Here is a 19,240-nt window from a genome sequence, read left to right on the forward strand (position 1 = left end):
AATAAATTTAGTTTTCAATTAAATTACTATTTTAGGGACTTTATTTAAAACAAAAAATTTGGAGACACAACAACAAACTACAGAATCTAAAACCGAATTAAAACGCGGGCTTAAAAATCGTCATATTCAATTGATTGCTTTGGGAGGCGCGATTGGTACAGGATTATTTCTTGGTATTGGCCCGGCCGCGGTTTTAGCAGGTCCATCTGTAATTTTGGGATATGCCGTTGCAGGACTTATCGCATTTTTTATTATGCGACAATTAGGGGAAATGGTTGTTCAGGAACCTGTATCTGGGAGTTTTAGTCATTTCGCGTACAAGTATTGGGGAAGTTTTGCCGGTTTTGCTTCTGGCTGGAATTATTGGTTGTTGTACATTCTCGTAAGTATGGCAGAGTTGACCGCTATTGGAGTATATGTACAGTTTTGGTGGCCCGAAATCCCGTTGTGGGTATCAAGTTTGTTTTTCTTTTTTGTTATTAATGCCCTTAACTTAGCTTCTGTAAAAGTGTATGGTGAAGCAGAATTTTGGTTCTCTATTGTTAAAGTTGTTGCGATTATAGCGATGATTATTTTTGGAAGTTATTTGTTGTTAAGTGGAACAGGAGGCGAGGATGCTAAAGTCTCTAACCTTTGGAACAACGGTGGATTTTTCCCAAAAGGTTGGATAGATTCTGACGGACAAGGTGGATTTGTGGGACTTTTGGCGGCTATGGCGTTGATTATGTTTTCGTTTGGCGGTTTGGAGCTTGTCGGCATTACTGCTGCAGAAGCCGAAAATCCTGAAAAAAATATTCCTAAAGCGACCAATCAAGTTATCTATAGAATTTTGATTTTCTATGTTGGTGCGTTAATTATTTTGTTTTCGTTGTCACCTTGGGAAAAAATTACGGCCGGAAGTAGTCCTTTCGTTATGGTTTTTGAACGACTAAATGGTTTCCAATTAGATGTGTTTGGGACGACCATTTATTTTACAAAACTCATTGCTAATGTTCTTAATATTATTGTTTTAACAGCGGCACTATCTGTTTATAATAGTAGTGTTTACAGTAATAGTCGCATGTTATTCGGACTTGCAGAACAAGGAAATGCCCCGAAGTTTTTAACCAGATTAAACAAGAACCATGTTCCTGTGATGGCGATTTTGGTATCGGCTGCTTTTGCTGCAATCTGTATCGTTATTAATAAATTAATTCCAGAAGAAGCATTAGAGATATTGATGTCTTTGGTGGTTTCTTGTTTGGTGATTAACTGGATTATGATCAGCTTTACACATCTTAAATTCAAGCAAGCGCAGAAAGGTGAAAAAACAAAGTTTCCAAGTTTTGCATATCCTTTGACCAATTATATTTGTTTAGTTTTCTTATTCGGGGTTCTGGTAATTATGTGGTTTACAGGACTTAAAATTTCAGTGGAATTAATTCCGATTTGGCTCATATTTTTATACTTATGTTATTTGGGAGTGAAGCGTTATAAAAGAGCAAATTAAACAATTGTTTGGTATAGAACTTGCCACTAAAACCGAAATTTAAAGTTTATGAAAAAATTAATGGCGATGAGCCTTTTTACTGGTGCAATTTTAATAAGCGGAACTTTTTCTGCACAAAATTCAATGAAAGTAGATATTACACCTTTTCCAAAAGCTGAAAAAGGGATGAAGCAAGTGGTGATAGAAGTGCCACATTCTGAAAATGATATCAATAAAAAACTTGAAATTTTTGTTGGTAAAACCATGCAGACAGATGGTTGTAACAAAATTTGGTTATCGGGAGAATTCTCAACTTCGGAGCTGAAAGGTTGGGGGTATAATTATTTAACTTTCAAAACAGATGGTGCAACGCCTTCAACGATGATGGCTTGTCCTAATGCAAAACCAAAAAATGAATTTGTTAAATCTAAAGGTTACTTTACAGATTACAACGGAAGAATGCCGATTGTACTTTATATTCCAGATGGTTACGAAGCCAAATTCAGAATTTACAAAGCAGAACGCGAGCTTTACAAAGCACAAGAGATTATGACAAAATCTAAATAAATTAATAAAAGAGTTTCAACATTTGTTAAAGCTCTTTTTATTTTAAACGCATCATGGTTACAAGAGAAGTGGCAACATGCGACTCTTTTCCGTTGTCGCTGATGCAATAGATTTCCGTACGGATGACACTGATACTTTTTCCGCCTTTCACCACATAGGATTTACTTAATAAAGCTTCACCAATTGCAGGTCTCAGATAATTAACTTTTAGTTCTACGGTCACAACATAGCAATCGTCTTCGTAATGACTAACAGCAGCATAACCAGACGACACATCAACCAATGAAGCCATCATTGCGCCATTGAACATGCCCGCTTTGCGCGTCATCATCTCTTGTTTCGGGATTTTTATCGATACAAAATCCTTGTCAAGCTTTTCTAAGTTTGCTTTGTAAAATTTGAGCGTTTCCGAATTGTTAAAACTTTTTTCTATAAGTTGTCGTTTCTCAGCTGTCATTTTACAAATTTAGTTTTTAAATTTAATTCTAGACAATTGATTTTTCCAACAAAGATCTTTAATAAAAAATTTAAAACTAAAGCAAATTGTCTTTTAACTAAAAATTGTCGAAGTTTGTAAAACTTTCAAAAAATGAAGTGGTTCCTATGAAATTGTGTATTGCCGAAAAACCAAGTGTTGCCCGAGATATTGCCAAAGTATTGGGCGCAGATATGCCCAAACAAGGCTATTACGAAGGTAATGGTTATTGTGTGACATGGACATTTGGTCACCTTTGCACCCTCAAAGAACCGCAAGATTACAGCCCACATTACAAATCTTGGGATTTAATTTTTCTTCCCATTATTCCACAGAATTTTGGAATTAAACTAATCCAAAATCCAGGCGTAGAAAAACAATTCCGAACCATAGAAAAATTAGTTGAAGAATGCGACGAAGTCATCAACTGCGGGGATGCTGGACAAGAAGGAGAATTGATACAACGTTGGGTTTTGCAAAAAGCAAAATGTAACAAACCGATGAAGCGCCTTTGGATTTCGTCTTTGACAGAAGATGCTATTAAAGATGGTTTCTCGAATTTGAAATCTGCAGACGATTACAAAAATCTTTATTTAGCAGGAAATGCACGCGCCATTGGCGATTGGCTTTTAGGCATAAATGCTACCCGACTTTTCACAAAAAAATATGGCGGAAACAAAGCAGTTTTGTCCATAGGTCGCGTCCAGACGCCAACTTTAGCGATGTTGGTACAGCGTCAAAAAGAGATTGATGCTTTCCAAACGGAAGAATATTGGGAGTTGAAAACGAAATATAGAGAAGTCGTTTTTAATGCCGCTATCGATCGTTTAAAAACTTTGGACAAAGCCGAAAAAGGTTTAGAATATCTCAAACAACATTTGTTTGAAATTATAGCTTTTGAGATTAAAGAAGGACGAGAAAAAAATCCTCGTTTATTCGATTTGACGGCGCTTCAGGTTGAGGCTAACAAAAAATATGGCTTTTCTGCTGAGAATACGCTGAAATATATCCAGAGTCTTTACGAGAAAAAACACACGACTTACCCCAGAGTTGATACGACTTATCTTTCGGAAAACTTGTACCCAAAAATTGCTGGGATTTTAGCATCGATGAAGTTTTATGCTGAATGGACTGCGCCTTTATTATCGCAAGCAATTCCGAAATCAAAAGCGGTTTTTGATGATTCTAAAGTGACGGATCACCACGCGATTATTCCGACAGAAATTCCACCGAGTTCCAATCTTAGCAAAGAAGAAAAGCTGATTTATGATTTGATAGCAAAACGTTTTATTGCTGTATTTTATCCAGAATGTAAAATTTCCAATACTTTAGTGGAAGGACAAGTAGGAACAATTCCTTTCAAAGCTTCGGGAAAACAAATTTTGGAACTTGGCTGGCGCGAAGTTTATGCAAAAGACAAAAAAGACGATTCTGAAAAAAAAGATAAAGACGAAGAACAAGCAATTCCGAGCTTTGAAATAGGAGAGAAAGGTGAGCACGAACCTTTGATTCATCAAGGGAAAACAAGTCCACCCAAAGCTTATACAGAAGCGACTTTGCTACGTGCTATGGAAACTGCGGGTAAGCAAGTCGAAGATGAAGAGCTTCGCGAAATGCTCAAAAATAATGGTATCGGACGTCCTTCTACAAGAGCCAATATCATCGAAACTTTGTTTAAAAGAAAATATATTGATCGCAAAAAGAAAAATATTTTTGCAACTTCTGTCGGTATAGAACTCATTGATACCATTGAAGACGAACTTCTCAAAAGCCCCGAATTAACAGGAGAATGGGAGTTTAAACTTCGTAAAATCGAACGTGGCGAATATGAAGCCAATCATTTTAAAGATGAACTGATCCTGATGGTGACCAATCTTACCAGAAAAGTTATTCACGAAAAACCGAAAGTAATTGTTCATCAGGATGCTATTGAAGTTAAAGAGAAGAAAGAACGCGCACCAAGAAAACCGACAGTCATTATTTGGGAAGAAGAAAATTGTCCAAAATGTAAGGCGAATAAGTTGATGAAGGGCAAAACGGCAATTGGCTGTTCGGATTATAAAGCTTGTGGTTTCAAAGTTCCGTTTGAAGTTTTTGGAAAAAAATTAAATGAAAAGCAGATTTTTGATTTAGTGAAAAAAGGAAAAACATCGAAGCTAAAAGGTTTCACTTCTCACCCAAATACGATACAAGAAGGTAGTTTGAGTTTTAATGATAATTTTGAAATAATTCTATAGATGATGAAAATTCCAAAAGAAAAGTACGGGCTCTTGGCGAGCATTATTTGTTTTGTTCTGAGTTTAATATTGCCAGTTTATCTGAGATTTCCGTTAAACACGACGACTTCTGGCTATGGTCTAGAAGGTTTTGGATACGAGTTTTTAACATTGGGCTGGATAATGCTTTTGGAGTATGTTCCAGATTTTATTGTGTGGTTTTCCAACATCACTTTGGTTTTGTCTTGGCTATTTTATAAGAAGAAAATTTCTAATTATTTCGCCTATTTTTCAGCCGGAATGATGTCGCTTTACTTTTTAGATTATCTATTAAATTTAGAAATTTTCGAAATTGTATATCATCAATATTGGCCTTGTGGCTTGTTGTTTTGGGTCGCTTCTGGCGTGTTGATGGCGATATTTAGTTTTAAAAAGACAAAAGCTTTAAATAAATAAAATTTAAATAAACCATTGGTCCATTTGCGAGTCATCTTTAAGATCAAACTTATAGACTTTTCCAAAACCAACCTGAATTTTAAAAATATTTTCCAAAGGAATTTGTAACATATTTGCAATCATACAACGGATGACGCCAGCATGCGCGACAACCACAATATCTTGGTCGTCTAACAATCTTAATTTGTTAAAAAAATGGCCAGTACGTTCAAACAATTCCAGAAGGTTTTCGCCATGAGTAGGGCGTTCGGTTACGAAATTTTCACTCCATATTTTTAGTTCGTTTTCTGGAATCTCTTGCCACAGTTGACCTTCCCAATCTCCAAAATTAAGTTCGAGTAAAGCTTTATCGGTTTTATATTTAGGATCAAGAAATTTAGCAAAAGCTGTACAACGTTGGCTAGGACTACTGTATACAAGATCAATTTTTTTGGGAAGCAGTCGTTTCAGTTTCGCAAATTCCTTTTCAAAATTTTTCTTCAGAGGCACGTCCAATTGCCCATAACAAGTCCCTTTCGGAATATCCACTTCGGTGTGACGTACTATATATATTGACATACTGCAATTATCGTTAATAAAATAAAAATCTCTGCAAACTGTTCTACAGCGCCGAGGCAATCTCCTGTGAAGCCATCTATCCATTTATTAAAATAATATTTTGAATAGATTATTAATAGCATTAAAACAGGGATTGTCGCTAAAAAATGCAGGGAGAAAGTTACTAAAAATATCAAGCTAAAACAACCAAAAATGTAAGCGCCAAAAACCTCTTTCCAAGTGAAAGATTTTGCCAATGGTTTGCTCTTACTCGTTGCATCTTCGCGAGAATAAGGTATCAAAAAACTTAGCGTAATGCCTGCAGTTCTTGCCAAAGCATGATAACAAATAAAACCAGCAAAAATGAAAAGCCAATCGCCTTTTGCAAAATTGATAAAAGTGGTCAATGCATAAACTTTTAGACCAAACAAAAAAATCAAAGCCACAGTTCCGTAAGTTCCTAGTCGGCTGTCTTTCATAATGTCAAGGATTTTTGTTTTGGTCCAACCGCCGCCAAAACCATCGAAGACATCTGCAAAACCATCTTCGTGAAAAGCGCCTGTTACCAGAACACCTGCCACCAAAGACCATATCACTGCAATCTCTGTAGGGAACAGAAAGCTTGATAATGCAAAAGCCAGAAATGAAATCGCGCCCACTAAAATTCCTACCAAAGAAAAATAGCGTGTGCATTGGTTAAGAAGTTTTTCGTCATAATTTTTGAAACTCGGAATCGGGATTCTGGTAAAAAACATTAATGCCGTTAAAAAAATATGGAATTCTCTTTTCATTTTTAAATTACAATCAAAGCTGTGTATTATTTGTTGCTAACGCCTGCACTCTCGAAACTTGCCATGTCGTTTAAAAAATTAACCGAAGCCAAAATCAAAGGATAGGCGAGCGCGCAGCCTGTGCCTTCCCCTAATCTTAAATCTAAATCCAGCAAAGCTTTTTCTCCGAAATATTCTAATAATAAACGATGACCAGCTTCTTGACTACGATGACAGAATATGGCATTATTTAATATGTCAGGATTCATTTTGTAAGCCACCAAAAATGCGGCACTTGCGATAAAACCATCAATCATTAACAACATATTATTCTCAAAAGCCGATAACATTGCACCAGTCATTTGGGCAACTTCGTAACCGCCGAAAGTTTGTAAAACCTGTTGTGGATCTTTAATTTCAGCATGGAAATTTTTTGCATTTTGGAGAATTTCAATTTTTTTAAGAACAGCTTGGTCATCAAGACCAGTGCCGCGTCCTACGCAATTTTCTAAAGGGATATCTGTCAGAGTATTGATAATCATAGATGCCGACGAGGTATTGCCGATGCCCATTTCTCCGAAACCAATAATGTTACAATCGGATTTTGCAATCTCGTCTATCATTTGTTGAGAATAGTCGAAACAAGCTTTTAGCTCGTCTTCTGACATGGCTTTGTGCTTTAAAAAGTTTTTGGTTCCTTTAGCGATTTTGTGATGAAGCAAATTGTCATGGGCTTCAAAATCGCCATTAACACCAGCATCAACAATTTTTAGATTAATATTATTTTGTTTACAAAAAACATTGATTGCTGCGCCATCGTTTAGAAAATTAAAAACCATTTGATAGGTTACTTCTGGAGGATATGCGCTGACAGCTTCCTGCGCAATGCCGTGGTCACCAGCAAACACGATAAGATGTGGATTTTTAAGCTCTGGAGTTAAAGTGTTTTGAGAAGCGCCAATTTTGAAGGCTAGCTGTTCTAATTGTCCTAAAGCGCCAAGTGGTTTTGTTTTTAAATCTATTTTTTGTTGAAGTTGTTCGAGCATTTTTTGAAGGTAATTTTGCTAGTCTTAAGTTATATGTGTTGGATGTTTTTTATTTTTAAGATTAAAAAAGAATTAATAAATTCTTTGTCCAAAAATGGCTGAGCCGACACGTACAGAATTGGCACCATTCTCAATGGCTAAAGGGAAATCGTCGCTCATTCCCATGGATAAAATCTCTAGCTTTTTTTGAACAGATAGTTGATCAAAAAGTCTTTTTAGAAAAGAAAACTCCCGAGCAACTTGTGCTTTGTCATCTACGAAACTTGCCATACCCATTAATCCAATTATTTCTACATTTGGGAATTCGCCTTGCAAATATTTTAAAAATAATTCTTTAGCTTCTGAAACTTCGAGACCTGTTTTGGTGTCTTCTTCAGCGATTTTAACTTGTAGAAGAACTTTTATAATTCGGTTGTTTTTGGCTGCTTGTTTATCTATTTCGGATAAGAGTTTTTCGCTATCAACACTTTGTATCAAAGCCACAAAAGGTGCGATATATTTAACCTTATTCGTTTGCAAATGTCCGATAAGGTGCCACTGGATATCATCGGGAAGATTGGGTTGTTTTTCCGTCATCTCTTGTACTTTGTTTTCACCAAAAATTCGTTGGCCAAGATTGTAAATTTCTTGGATTTTTTCAATGGGATGGTTTTTGGAAACCGCTACTAATGTAACATGTTTTGGAAGTTGGCTTTTGATATGTTGGTAGTTTTCTGCTAAGCTCATTTTTAAATTATTAAAGTTTAGTTCTTTGTGTTATAATAAGATTAAAACCCAAATTAAGAATTATCTTTTTTAATCGTTTCATAAAGGTCTTTTCGACGGTCTTTGATAACTTGTACCGATCCGTTGAAATGGAGTTCTTTCAACAAGTTAAGATCCACATCCACGATGAGTGTCATTTCTGTATTGGGTGTGGCTTCACCTTTTATCGCGTTGGAAGGAAAAGCAAAATCCGACGGTGTGAAAACCGCAGCTTGCCCGAACTGAATGTCCATGTTGCTAACCCCTGGAAGGTTGCCTACACAACCTGTTATGGCTACGTAACATTCGTTTTCTATAGCTCTTGCTGCTGCGCAATTTCGCACGCGTGTATAGGCATTTTGCGTATCTGTAAGATAAGGGACAAACAAAAGCTTCATCCCTTCATCTGCGAGAATTCTCGGTAACTCTGGGAATTCTACATCATAGCAAATAACGATGCCGACTTTTCCACAGTCTGTATCAAAAACTTTGATGTCGCTTCCACCCTGCATGCCATAGTATCTTCTTTCATTGGGCGTGATATGTATTTTGCGGTATTCGTCTATTTTGCCATCGCGGTGGAGTAGATAACTGGCGTTATACATTTTGCCATCTTCCATAATTGGCATACTTCCTGCGATGATGTTTACGTTATAACTTACGGCATATTCCGAAATTTTATTTCTGATTTCTTCTGTTAATTCCGCTAGTTTTTCCATGGCTTCGCGCTCGTGCATTTCATTGAATTGCGCCAGCAATGGTGTGTTAAAAAGTTCTGGGAATACACAAAAATCGGACTCATAACTTCCTAAGACATCGACGAAAAACTCGACTTGTTGATAAAAAGCATCAATATCTTTGAAATGTCGCATTTGCCATTGTACTAATCCCAATCGAATAACACTGTCTTTCATCGTATTTTTTTTGGAGGTATAGTAGATGTTGTTCCATTGCAAAAGCACTGCGTATTCTTCGGACTCGACATCGCCTTTTAGATAACCTTTTAAAACTTTGATGGGCGAAAAATTATTCGATAACTGAAAGCTAAGTACAGGGTCGTAGATTTCTTTTTGTCTTACTTTTTTGATGTATTCTCGCGGCGTTAACTCATCGCTGTATAGATGGTAGTTTGGGATACGACCACCGATGACAATGGACTTAAGGTTTTTGATTTCGCAAAGTTCTTTTCGCGCATCATAAAGACGCCGTCCCAAGCGCAAAGTTCGGTATTCAGGATCTACAAAAACTTCGATGCCGTAAAGTGTATTTCCGATATTGCTATGGGTATTAAAACTTTCGTGCCCCGTAATTTCTTCATAAGTATGTTGGTCGCCAAAAATCTCATAGATTACAACAATGGAAAGCGCAGCAGCTACCAATTTGCCATCAACGGTGATACACAATTGTCCTTCTGGAAAAATAGAAGTTAGCTTCTGAATATTCCGTTTTGCCCAAACATTATCTTCGATATCGGGATAAGCTTTTTTCATTGCCGTTGCCAGCTCATCATAATCATCAATAGATAATTTTCTAATGTCTACTTGCATATTGTGTTTTTTTTTAATTGTTTGATTTTGAATGGATTAATCTAGATGATAATTTTAAAAAACGTGTTACCAACAGGACTGCCGAAATTGTTAATCCAATTCCTAATGCTATCCACATTCCCAATGCCCCCATTTTCTGAATGTAGCAAAGATAATATCCTAACGGAATGGTAAAAATCCAATAAGCGACAAAGGTAATAATGCTTGGGATTTTAACATCCTGAATGCCACGCAAAGCGCCTAAAGCCGCCACTTGTATGCCATCTGATAATTGGAATAAAGCCGCAATAATTAATAATTGTGAAGCCAAACTTATAACTTCTACCTCACTTTCCTTGGTGAAGAAATGTGGTAAAATGTCTCGGAATGTGATAAATATTAAACCACAAAAAATCATAAATATAAAGGCCATTTTCAGATTATTAATACCGACTTTTCTTAAACCAACAAAATCATGATTTCCTAGCCTGTTCCCAATCATAACCGTAGAAGCAACACTGAATCCTATACACAGATTAAATGTGAAAGATGCCATCGACAATGCAATCTGGTGCGACGCAATGTCTTTGGAACTTATCAAACCACAAATAAAAGCTGCGCCTGCAAAAGCGGTTACTTCAAAAAACATTTGCAATGCTGTGGGAAGTCCAAGTTTTATCATTTTGTTGAACATCGATTTGCTAAATTCTGATATTTTTAAACTGAATTCTTGGATGTAGCGTTTTGTTTTCGGTTCTTTAATCAGCACAAAATACAAGAAAACGACCATGAAAATTCTAGCAATTAAAGTTGCCATTGCCGAACCCTGGACGCCCATTGCTGGTAATCCGAACATGCCTTTAATTAAAACATAATTCAGAATAATATTGATGATATTGGCGAGTATTGTCGCTTTTGTTACGCCTATCGTATAACTAAGACCTTCCGAAACTTCGCGTAAAGTTTGAAACATCATAAACGGAATCATACTTATCGCCATAATGTGCAAAAAATCAATGGTGTCGGGAAGGATTTCCTTCGGTTGATCCATGTGATAAAGTAGAGGAAGTGCAAAAATTAATGCGAGCATGAGAACAATGCCAACTGTCATATTAATTACAAAACCATGCCGAAAAACATTATTAATCATCGAATGATTTTCCTGAGTTTTGGCTTCTGATACCAAGGGCGGAATGGCAAAAGAAAATCCTAATGCCAGAACAAAAATCGAAAAAAATACCGCATTTCCTAACGAAACAGATGCTAAAGCTTGGGCACCTAGTAGTTTTCCCACGATAATATTATCGAATAAGTTAACAGAAACCTGCCCAACTTGTGTTAACATAACAGGTAACGCCAAGGTTAAGGATTCTCGGGTATATCTCGGATTTAGAAATTTCATATATTAATTTTTTAAACAAAAAACCGCAGATTTTAATGTTCTGCGGTTTCCAAAGAATATTAAAATCGATTATTTTCTTACAAAATTAGCTACATCTTCTGTAGATACAGGATTTGCACCTAATATTACCAACCTTTCTACAACATTTCTAAGCTCGCGGATGTTACCTGTCCAACTGTATTGTTGAAGTGCTTTTATCGCTTTATCATCAAATTTTTTAATTGCTGTACCTTGCTCATCAGCAATAATTTTTGCGAAATGTTCTACCAAAAGTGGAATATCATTTTTGCGATCATCAAGCGCTGGAACATTGATTTCGATGACAGAAAGTCTGTGGAACAAATCTTCACGGAATTTGCCTTCTGCAATTTCTTTATTTAAATCTTTGTTGGTGGCAGCAACCACGCGAACGTCAACTTTTATTTCTTTGTCGCTACCTACAGGAGAAACTTTACTTTCTTGTAAAGCGCGAAGCACTTTGGCTTGGGCCACCAAACTCATATCCCCGATTTCGTCCAAGAAAATGGTTCCGCCGTTGGCTTGCTCAAACTTCCCTGATTTATCTTTTATCGCGCCAGTAAAAGAACCTTTAACATGTCCAAATAGTTCACTTTCAATAAGTTCTGATGGTATTGCAGCACAGTTAACTTCAATCATTGGACCTTTTGATCTTTCGCTTTGAGAGTGGATGGCGTGTGCAACCAATTCTTTACCAGCACCATTGGGACCTGTGATAAGAACTCTAGCATCCGAAGGCGCTACTTTTTCGATCATTTCTTGTATCATTTTCAAGGCTGGAGATTCTCCAATCATTTGATACTTTTTATTGACTTTCTTTTTAAGTTGAGAATTTTCGGACTTTAAACTTTTATTATCTTTTTGAAGATTACCTTTGTCTAAAGCGTTTTTAACGCTAGTAATCAGTCGGTTAATATCAATGGGTTTTGATATAAAATCATAAGCGCCATCTTTAAGACAACTAACAGCGGTATCGATATCGGCATGTCCAGAAATCATCACAAACGTTGTTTCTGGTTTTATTTGCAATGTTTCTTTCAGTAGTTCTGTACCAGAAAGTTTTGGCATTTTGATGTCAGAAATGACTAATGAAAAATCTTCTTTTTCAAGAATTTTCAAAGCTTCTAAACCGTCGTTGGCGATTTGGAATTCGTAATCTGTAAGCTCCTCTGATAAGATGCTGTGAAGTACACCAGAAATGGCTTTTTCGTCTTCTACAATAAGAATTTTTTGCATAGGGCAAAGTTAACAAAAATTGTGCTATAATTAATTATTGAACTTAGTGGGGATAACTTTACTTAATCGATTAATATTTTTTTGGTTTTTGAAATGCCATCAATTGTTAATGTCCCGAAGTAGATCCCTTTTTTCAGATTCTGAATGTTGATACGGTCTTCATTTTTTACCGATAAAATTGTTTTTCCTAAAGCGTCTACCAAGCTGAATTCGAAGGTTTTAAGTTTTTTATTTAAAAATTCTAAAGTGATAAAATCTTTAGCAGGATTAGGAGAAATCTGAAGACTATTAACTTGATCTTCGGGCGTACATACTGCTAAATTTGAAATTTTGGCATTTGTAAAATGAAGTGCCGCGCCAGTAGCTGCTTTAGCAACATTATATACATAAGTTGGATCCAGGTTGGCAAGTGTATCGTTCTGCGTGTGTGGATAAGAACTTTCTGTGCCTTCATAAAATCCTGTAATCACCTCGCCATTGGCTTCGAAAGGCATATAGTCTGATCCGTAAGCATGGGCTAATTTTGGCTGAAGCGTCGAGTAGTAGCCAACGTAAGTCATTAAATCCTGTGTAATGGCTGCCGAAGCTGCATTGTTGGAATTCGGTGAGTAGGTTTCGTCTTGCTCGCAAGTAATTTGGTTATTAATTCTTCCTTTAACTCCGCCCACTTCATCGATGTTGAAAACTAATTTGATATTCATTTTTGGAGAAGTAGCATTCACCACATTGCTTACATAGCGCGAACTTCCGATAAGGCCTTGTTCTTCACCTGCAAAGTTGATAAATTTAATAGAATACTCGGTTTCTATATTTTGTAAAAGTCGTGCGATTTCCAGAATTACCGATACGCCACTTCCGTTATCGTTGGTCCCAGGCCCGTTAAGCGTGTCGTAATGTCCACAAATAATGACAAAAGTATTTGGATATTTGGTGCCAGTTTTGGTAACAATTAAGTTGCTGGAAGTAGAACCTTGATAGCTAAAGCTTTGTTCTGTAATTTGGGATGCTGTATAACCAAAACTGGTGTATTTTCCTTTAAGCCAAGCTAAAGCTTGATTAAGTTTGGAGCTTCCTGTTGTTTTAACACCGATATTTTCAAACTCCTGAAGATGGTTGGTAATATTGGTTTGTGTAACTTGGTTAGCGATAGACGAATAGTAAGGCACCGCTTGCGAAAACATCCAATTTCCGAATAAACTTGCTCCAATTATTAAATATGATTTAATTGTCATTGATAAACTTTTGATTGTCAAAGATAATTTTATTCTTAAACAAAAAAAAGAGGAAATTCAATTTCCTCTCTTCTGAAAAATAGTGTGTTAATATGAAGATGACTCTCAAGTTAATTTTCTTTCTGAGAATCGAGTTTGTCATTGATGTCGTCTTTGATTTCTTCAGCCTTGTCCGATGCTTTGTCATAAAGCTCCGAGCTTGTATGTTTTGTTTTTTGCCAAGCTTCTTCCGCAAAATCTTTCGTATCGTCCCAGGCATTGGCAACTGAATTTTTTAATTGATCAAAAAAGCCATTTTTGCTAGGTTCCTGATTGTTTCTTTTTTGTTCTTCTATGTAGTTTTTGGCTTGGTTAGCCAGTTGTGTGATTTTTTCTTGGGTTTCGTTTGTGAAGTTGTTCAAAGATTCTTTGGCGTCATTCACAAGATTTTTAGCTTTGTTGTAATCCTGATTTTCCATTGTATTTTGATTTTAATGTTTGTGTTTAATTATTTTCAAATATTGTTCCATAGGATTTGTAAAGGATGTTAAATAAAATATGTATTTTCACAAAAGTTTCATAATAAATTTTTCACAATATGGAAAAAATACGTTGCGGTTGGTGCGGCAAAGATGCGTTGTACATCGACTATCACGATAACGAATGGGGAAAACCGGTGTACGATGATGAAACGATATTTGAGTTTTTGGTGTTAGAAAGTTTTCAGGCGGGACTTAGCTGGATTACGATTCTTAGAAAACGTGATAACTTCAAACGCGCTTTTGATAATTTTGATTATAAAGTAATTGCGAATTATGATGATTCTAAAATTGAAGAATTGCTGGCAAATGCAGGAATTATCAGAAATAAATTAAAAATTTTAGCCACCGTGAATAATGCCAAACGTTTTATGGAAGTTCAAAAAGACTTTGGAAGTTTTTCAAAATATATCTGGGGATTTGTTGACGGAAAACCTATTGAAAACCAACCAAAAGTTTTAAAAGATGTTCCTGCAACAACCGAAATATCGGACGCGCTAGCAAAAGATTTGAAAAAACGGGGCTTCAAATTTTTAGGTTCCACCGTTGTCTATGCGCACATGCAAGCAACGGGAATGGTAAATGATCATCTTGTCGATTGTTGCGCACGATGATTGTTTTATGATTTTAATTTAATTTTCATTTTCATTAAGTTTTGATAGAATAAGCTGTTCCTTAGTTTGAAGAAACAGCTTATTGTACTTAATCTATTTTTATTAATTCTACTCTTCGGTTTTTAGCTTTGTTGCTCTCGGAATCGTTAGCCACCAAAGGTTTTTCTGTTCCGAAACCTTTAGCAGATAATCGCGATTCTTCTATACCTTGTTTTATCAAATTGGTTAAAACTGCATTGGCGCGATCTTCTGATAATTTTTTGTTGCGTGTGGCGTCGCCAGTATTGTCGGTATGTCCTTCTATGGCTATTTTTAAAGATGTATTATTTTTAAGCGCTTCACTTATTTGCTTTACTACATCTTGACCTTCTGTAGAAAGATGGGCTTTGTCGGTTTCAAAATTAATGTAAAGTACCGATTTTCCTTTTTCCGATAAGTCTTTTGCAATGTCATCTGCACTAACTTTTGTCATCGTTTGCACAAAGGTTTCTTCTTGCAAAATGTTAAGCTTGGCGCCAGCATTATTGGAAGAATACTGAACATAAATATTGCCTTTTTCTTGACTTCGAATGACATAAAATTTAATAGGCTCATCCCAATAACCGATGTCTCCAGTTCCACCTTTGTTTGGATCTTGTTTGTTGTAACGTTCGTATTCTTCTTTGGTAATTTCACCATCAAAAATTTTGACCGCGCCGATAGATGTTAAATAGTCGGCCATGCTTTTTTCAAAGTAGTGTTGCGAAAATTCTTCACCTCGTTCTGCGCCGATATTTGCTTTGTAAAGTTGACCTTCAAAAGGCGTCATTACAGCGTTTATAGGAAAAAAACAAACATCGAATTTTTTTTGCATTGGACTTTTCTTAGCGACCAAAGTTTTGGGCAAAGTAAAGAAAGGAAAATCACCTAAGTCAGCATTTGAAAACGGAATATCTTGGATATTAAAATTTTCTGTTGTCTCAATTGTTTTTTCTTTAACAGCAATGTCATCACGCATTATTTCTGTGTTTTTAATTTCTTTGGCTGTTTTGTCACAAGAGATTATCAAGACAGCGGAAGCGAGCAAAAGTTTTATTTTTCTCATGTTTTACATTAGATATGTCCAGGGATTTTTTTGATACTGTATTTACTTTTTTAAAATCAAAAACTTAAAACTATTGTTTCACGCCATCAAAATAAAAAGTTACATCTGTAGCAGATTGTTTTTGTGTCCTCATTTCGAGTGTTTTAACCTCTTTTGTGTACCAAAAATAACCTTCTAAAATTCCGCTTACATTGTGGATGTCTCCATTGTATAAATTTTCTACTTTAAAAGTTTTGGACGTCACAGTAGAATAAGCTTCTCCAGTTTTGGCTGTAACTTTTAAATGTTGATCGTCCACTTTTGTAACATACATTACAACATCGAAATGTTCATAATCATCAAGATTGGGGGATGTCAATTTTCCTTTATAGGTTCCGACAGCTTCGTCAATTTTTGTTGTTACAACTTCATCATGTCTTTCTTCGTCTTTGCTACAGCTGGTCGCGATTGTTCCGAAAGTTAATGTTGATAAAACACTTAGCATTGCAATTTTTGAACTTACTTTATTCATAACTTTTATATTTTGTTATATGTTTAGCAAAATTCAATTATTATTAATTTAAAGACAATCGTAATTAACTATGATTTTATTTCTAATGGTTTACCATGAATTTTTGTATTTTTTGGAATAGCGTTTTTTTTATTTGGATATTTGTAACATAAATAGGTATGAATGTTCAAAAAGATATTCTTTTTCATTGGTGTTTTACTGGTTTTTAATAAGCTGCAGGCACAAGAATTAATTCCGCTAGACGAATCGAATTATTTAAAACAAATAAATATTAATATTGAAACTGCTAAAAATGATAGCATCCGATTACAAAATCATCTCTTGCTTTCTGAATATTGGGCACAAAGAGATAGCATAAAAAGCAGGCAAGCACTTAATGTTGTATTTTCAATTCCGCTAAAAGAATCTTTATCTAAAGGTGTTTTAGAATATTATCAAGCCATTTTTTATTCGCATCAAAACGATAAGGCTAAAGCTAAAAAACATTATGAAAATGCAATAAATCTGTTGGAGAAAGACACGAAAAACACAGATTTGTTAATAAAAGCTTTGTACCATTTTGCCTATCTACAGGTTGAAGAAAAAGGTTATGATTTTATGGTTAAAACCTTGACAGAACGCTGTATTCCGTTGAGCAAAAAGTCTGGGAATATTGAGCTGTTGGCATACTCTTATACCAAGTTAGGATTAAGTTTTATGTCTGTTGCACAGTTTTCTAAAGCAGAAGAATATCATAAAAAAGCTTTGGAACAATTGGCGAAAATAACAACGCCCAATACAGTTCATTTGCTTACTTATCTCAATCTTGTTAGTAATTATTGTTACAAACCAGATAGTAAATCGGCTAAGATGTATTTGGATAAAGCAAAAGATATTATAAAATCCTACCCAAACTCTCAACATTATTCCAACTATTATTATCAGGAAGCCATGTATTTTACAACCATTCAGGATTATCACAAGGCATTGGCAAGTTTGGATAAAGGTGCAAAATTAGCCAAAGCTAATAATCAGCCCAAATTGTTGCACATGCTGTATTTTCGGATGTATAATGTTTATTTGATGCAAAAAGATTATCATAAAGCCAAGTCGCAATTAGAATATATTCTGAAAGAAAATATCTTGAGCAAAGAAGCGGTTAACCGAAAGATTACCTATACGCAACTGGCGGCTGTTAATAATGTATTGGGAGATTATAAACAAGCTTATGAATGGATGAAAAAGTCGAGCGCTTTGAATGATAGTTTGCAAGAAAAAAAACTACTGGAGAAAATGAACGAACTCGAAATCTTGCACCAAACGGCCGATAGAAAACAAAAAATTAAAAGACTCGAACTCGAGAAAAAAGAAAACGAATTGATCGCAAATAACAAAAATCTGCGTATAAGTATTTTAGCAACTGCTTTGGGATTGAGTATCATTATCGCGTTTCTAATTTATCTTACTTATAGAAAACAACAGAAATTAAACCATCAAATCAATATTGGGCATCAACAAGATCTTTTACATATTGAAAATGAAAGAAAGTATGAAGCCACACAAGCCGTCTTACAAGGCGAAGAGCAAGAACGACAACGCATCGCGCAAGATTTGCATGATAGCATGGGCGGAATGCTTGCTAATATAAGAATGTCCATCGCAGCATTAGATCCAGAAAAATCAACAAACATTTATGAAAAAATCGATAAGTCTATTTCTGAAATGCGACGAATCTCCCGAAATCTAATGCCCGAAACTTTAAAAAACTTAGGTTTAGAAATAGCGATTAAAGAACTTTGTGAGTCGATGAGTCACAAACATTTTTCTATTCAGTTTGAGTCGTTTAATCTGTCAGATAACATTCCGTTTCAAGTTCAGTTGGTGTTTTATCGCATTGCGCAAGAAAGCATTAGTAATATTATAAAATATGCACAAGCTAATAATGTTATTGTGCAAATAAGCCAAAATGAAAACATACTTAATCTAACTATTGAAGATGACGGAATTGGATTCGAAAAGTCCGAAATTGTTTATGGATTAGGTCTTAAAAATATGGAAAACCGCGTACGATTGATCAACGGGACCGTCGATATTATTTCCTCTAAAGGGGAAGGAACCACCATAAATGTTGAATGTAATGTGTAATAAAACTATTTTGAATTTAGCGATAGTTGACGATCATCCCATGATTTTGGAAGGATTGAAATCGCTTTTGGAGAAAGATGAAAAATTTCAGATTTTTTCTTTTACCAAAGGATTGGCTATTTTGGATTTTATCCAAGAAAATAAAATTGATGTTGTTTTGCTGGATATTGTTTTAAACGATGGAAGCGGTTTGGATTTTTGTAAAAGTATCAAACAGAAATCACCCCAAACCCATATCATCGCCATAAGCAATCAGGCGGAAAGAAGCATTATTTTTCGTTTTTTAGAAAATGGCGGAAGTGGCTATATTCTTAAAAATGCAGATGCAAAAGAAATAACAAATTGTATTAATAATGCATTAAACGGTAATTTGGCTTTAAGTAAAGAAGTGCAAGAGATTATGTTGCATTCTTCGTCTAATAATTTTGAATTACCAAGACTCACCAAACGCGAACAACAGATTTTGCAAGCTGTAGCTATGGGAAAAACTTCTGCCGAAATTGCCGATAATTTATTTATATCCATTATTACTGTAGAAACGCATCGTAGGAATCTTTTGCAAAAATTCAAAGCAAAAAATATGATCGAGCTGGTCAGGATTGCGGCCGAAAACAAATTGATATAAGCGCAAGCAACATCCTTTATTTTGGACTTGGCTGAAAACAAAACGCGCGGAACAAAAATTTTTGTTCCGCG

19 protein-coding genes are annotated in these 19,240 nt (G+C 35.4%); 7 read left to right on the forward strand and 12 right to left on the reverse strand.

All coding sequences use genetic code 11. The annotated features are described in order from the left end of the window. The first annotated feature begins 58 nt into the window (after positions 1-58). Together ACVFVN_RS04945 and ACVFVN_RS04950 are read left to right on the forward strand one after the other, a co-directional pair. On the forward strand, positions 59-1,489 hold the full coding sequence (locus ACVFVN_RS04945) for an amino acid permease (RefSeq protein WP_456234435.1): 1,431 nt from the start codon (positions 59-61) through the stop codon (positions 1,487-1,489). 48 nt (positions 1,490-1,537) lie between these two features. Then, a complete protein-coding gene (locus ACVFVN_RS04950; protein WP_456234436.1) occupies positions 1,538-2,035 on the forward strand; it encodes an ecotin family protein in 498 nt (165 codons plus the stop codon). A 37-nt stretch (positions 2,036-2,072) separates the two neighbouring features. Here the strand turns inward: ACVFVN_RS04950 and ACVFVN_RS04955 are convergent, their stop codons facing one another. Then, positions 2,073-2,492, reverse strand: coding sequence for a PaaI family thioesterase (locus tag ACVFVN_RS04955; RefSeq protein ID WP_456234437.1), 420 nt, complete (start codon positions 2,490-2,492; stop codon positions 2,073-2,075). Between the two features lie 146 nt (positions 2,493-2,638). On the opposite strand from ACVFVN_RS04955, the gene ACVFVN_RS04960 reads away from it, so the two are divergent. Beyond that, positions 2,639-4,747 carry a DNA topoisomerase 3 gene (locus ACVFVN_RS04960; RefSeq protein ID WP_456234590.1) on the forward strand — a complete coding sequence of 703 codons (2,109 nt, stop codon included), beginning with the start codon at positions 2,639-2,641 and terminating at the stop codon, positions 4,745-4,747. Beyond that, entirely contained in the window at positions 4,748-5,182 is a 435-nt protein-coding gene (locus ACVFVN_RS04965; protein ID WP_165130841.1) for a hypothetical protein, read from the forward strand. Between the two features lie 3 nt (positions 5,183-5,185). Here the strand turns inward: ACVFVN_RS04965 and cobC are convergent, their stop codons facing one another. The 9 genes from cobC to ACVFVN_RS05010 form a co-directional block, all read right to left on the reverse strand. Then, positions 5,186-5,740: an alpha-ribazole phosphatase gene (cobC, locus tag ACVFVN_RS04970; RefSeq protein ID WP_456234438.1), complete on the reverse strand. Its 555-nt coding sequence runs from the start codon at positions 5,738-5,740 to the stop codon at positions 5,186-5,188. Beyond that, the gene (locus ACVFVN_RS04975) at positions 5,725-6,510 is read right to left on the reverse strand and encodes an adenosylcobinamide-GDP ribazoletransferase (protein WP_456234439.1); all 786 of its coding nucleotides are present in this window, start codon (positions 6,508-6,510) and stop codon (positions 5,725-5,727) included. Before ACVFVN_RS04975 ends, cobC begins: the two co-directional genes overlap by 16 nt. A 26-nt stretch (positions 6,511-6,536) precedes the next feature. Then, on the reverse strand, positions 6,537-7,535 hold the full coding sequence (gene cobT / locus ACVFVN_RS04980) for a nicotinate-nucleotide--dimethylbenzimidazole phosphoribosyltransferase (RefSeq protein WP_456234440.1): 999 nt from the start codon (positions 7,533-7,535) through the stop codon (positions 6,537-6,539). Positions 7,536-7,607: 72 nt separating this feature from the next. Further along, a complete protein-coding gene (locus ACVFVN_RS04985) occupies positions 7,608-8,261 on the reverse strand; it encodes a YggS family pyridoxal phosphate-dependent enzyme (RefSeq protein ID WP_456234441.1) in 654 nt (217 codons plus the stop codon). A gap of 53 nt (positions 8,262-8,314) precedes the next feature. Further along, positions 8,315-9,826: a carbon-nitrogen hydrolase family protein gene (locus ACVFVN_RS04990; protein ID WP_165130851.1), complete on the reverse strand. Its 1,512-nt coding sequence runs from the start codon at positions 9,824-9,826 to the stop codon at positions 8,315-8,317. Positions 9,827-9,839: 13 nt separating this feature from the next. Continuing rightward, positions 9,840-11,207: an MATE family efflux transporter gene (locus ACVFVN_RS04995; RefSeq protein WP_456234442.1), complete on the reverse strand. Its 1,368-nt coding sequence runs from the start codon at positions 11,205-11,207 to the stop codon at positions 9,840-9,842. Positions 11,208-11,276: 69 nt separating this feature from the next. Further along, positions 11,277-12,461 carry a sigma-54-dependent transcriptional regulator gene (locus ACVFVN_RS05000; RefSeq protein WP_165130855.1) on the reverse strand — a complete coding sequence of 395 codons (1,185 nt, stop codon included), beginning with the start codon at positions 12,459-12,461 and terminating at the stop codon, positions 11,277-11,279. A 62-nt stretch (positions 12,462-12,523) separates the two neighbouring features. Continuing rightward, positions 12,524-13,693, reverse strand: a complete 1,170-nt coding sequence (locus ACVFVN_RS05005; protein WP_456234443.1) for a M28 family peptidase — start codon at positions 13,691-13,693, stop codon at positions 12,524-12,526. 110 nt (positions 13,694-13,803) lie between these two features. Continuing rightward, a complete protein-coding gene (locus ACVFVN_RS05010) occupies positions 13,804-14,151 on the reverse strand; it encodes a hypothetical protein (RefSeq protein ID WP_456234444.1) in 348 nt (115 codons plus the stop codon). A 119-nt stretch (positions 14,152-14,270) separates the two neighbouring features. On the opposite strand from ACVFVN_RS05010, the gene ACVFVN_RS05015 reads away from it, so the two are divergent. Beyond that, entirely contained in the window at positions 14,271-14,825 is a 555-nt protein-coding gene (locus tag ACVFVN_RS05015; protein WP_456234445.1) for a DNA-3-methyladenine glycosylase I, read from the forward strand. Positions 14,826-14,913: 88 nt separating this feature from the next. Here ACVFVN_RS05015 and ACVFVN_RS05020 read toward each other — a convergent pair whose 3' ends face one another. Both ACVFVN_RS05020 and ACVFVN_RS05025 read right to left on the reverse strand, forming a co-directional pair. Next, positions 14,914-15,909: an OmpA family protein gene (locus tag ACVFVN_RS05020; RefSeq protein WP_456234446.1), complete on the reverse strand. Its 996-nt coding sequence runs from the start codon at positions 15,907-15,909 to the stop codon at positions 14,914-14,916. A 70-nt stretch (positions 15,910-15,979) separates the two neighbouring features. Beyond that, on the reverse strand, positions 15,980-16,420 hold the full coding sequence (locus tag ACVFVN_RS05025; protein ID WP_456234447.1) for a hypothetical protein: 441 nt from the start codon (positions 16,418-16,420) through the stop codon (positions 15,980-15,982). A gap of 162 nt (positions 16,421-16,582) precedes the next feature. Here ACVFVN_RS05025 and ACVFVN_RS05030 point away from each other — a divergent pair, with 162 nt between their 5' ends. Continuing rightward, positions 16,583-18,544 (forward strand): tetratricopeptide repeat-containing sensor histidine kinase, encoded by a 1,962-nt coding sequence (locus ACVFVN_RS05030; protein WP_456234448.1) that lies wholly within the window; start codon positions 16,583-16,585, stop codon positions 18,542-18,544. 10 nt (positions 18,545-18,554) lie between these two features. Continuing rightward, positions 18,555-19,169, forward strand: a complete 615-nt coding sequence (locus tag ACVFVN_RS05035; RefSeq protein WP_228455891.1) for a response regulator — start codon at positions 18,555-18,557, stop codon at positions 19,167-19,169. Positions 19,170-19,240 lie beyond the last annotated feature (71 nt).

It is taken from the genome of Soonwooa purpurea (assembly GCF_053891095.1).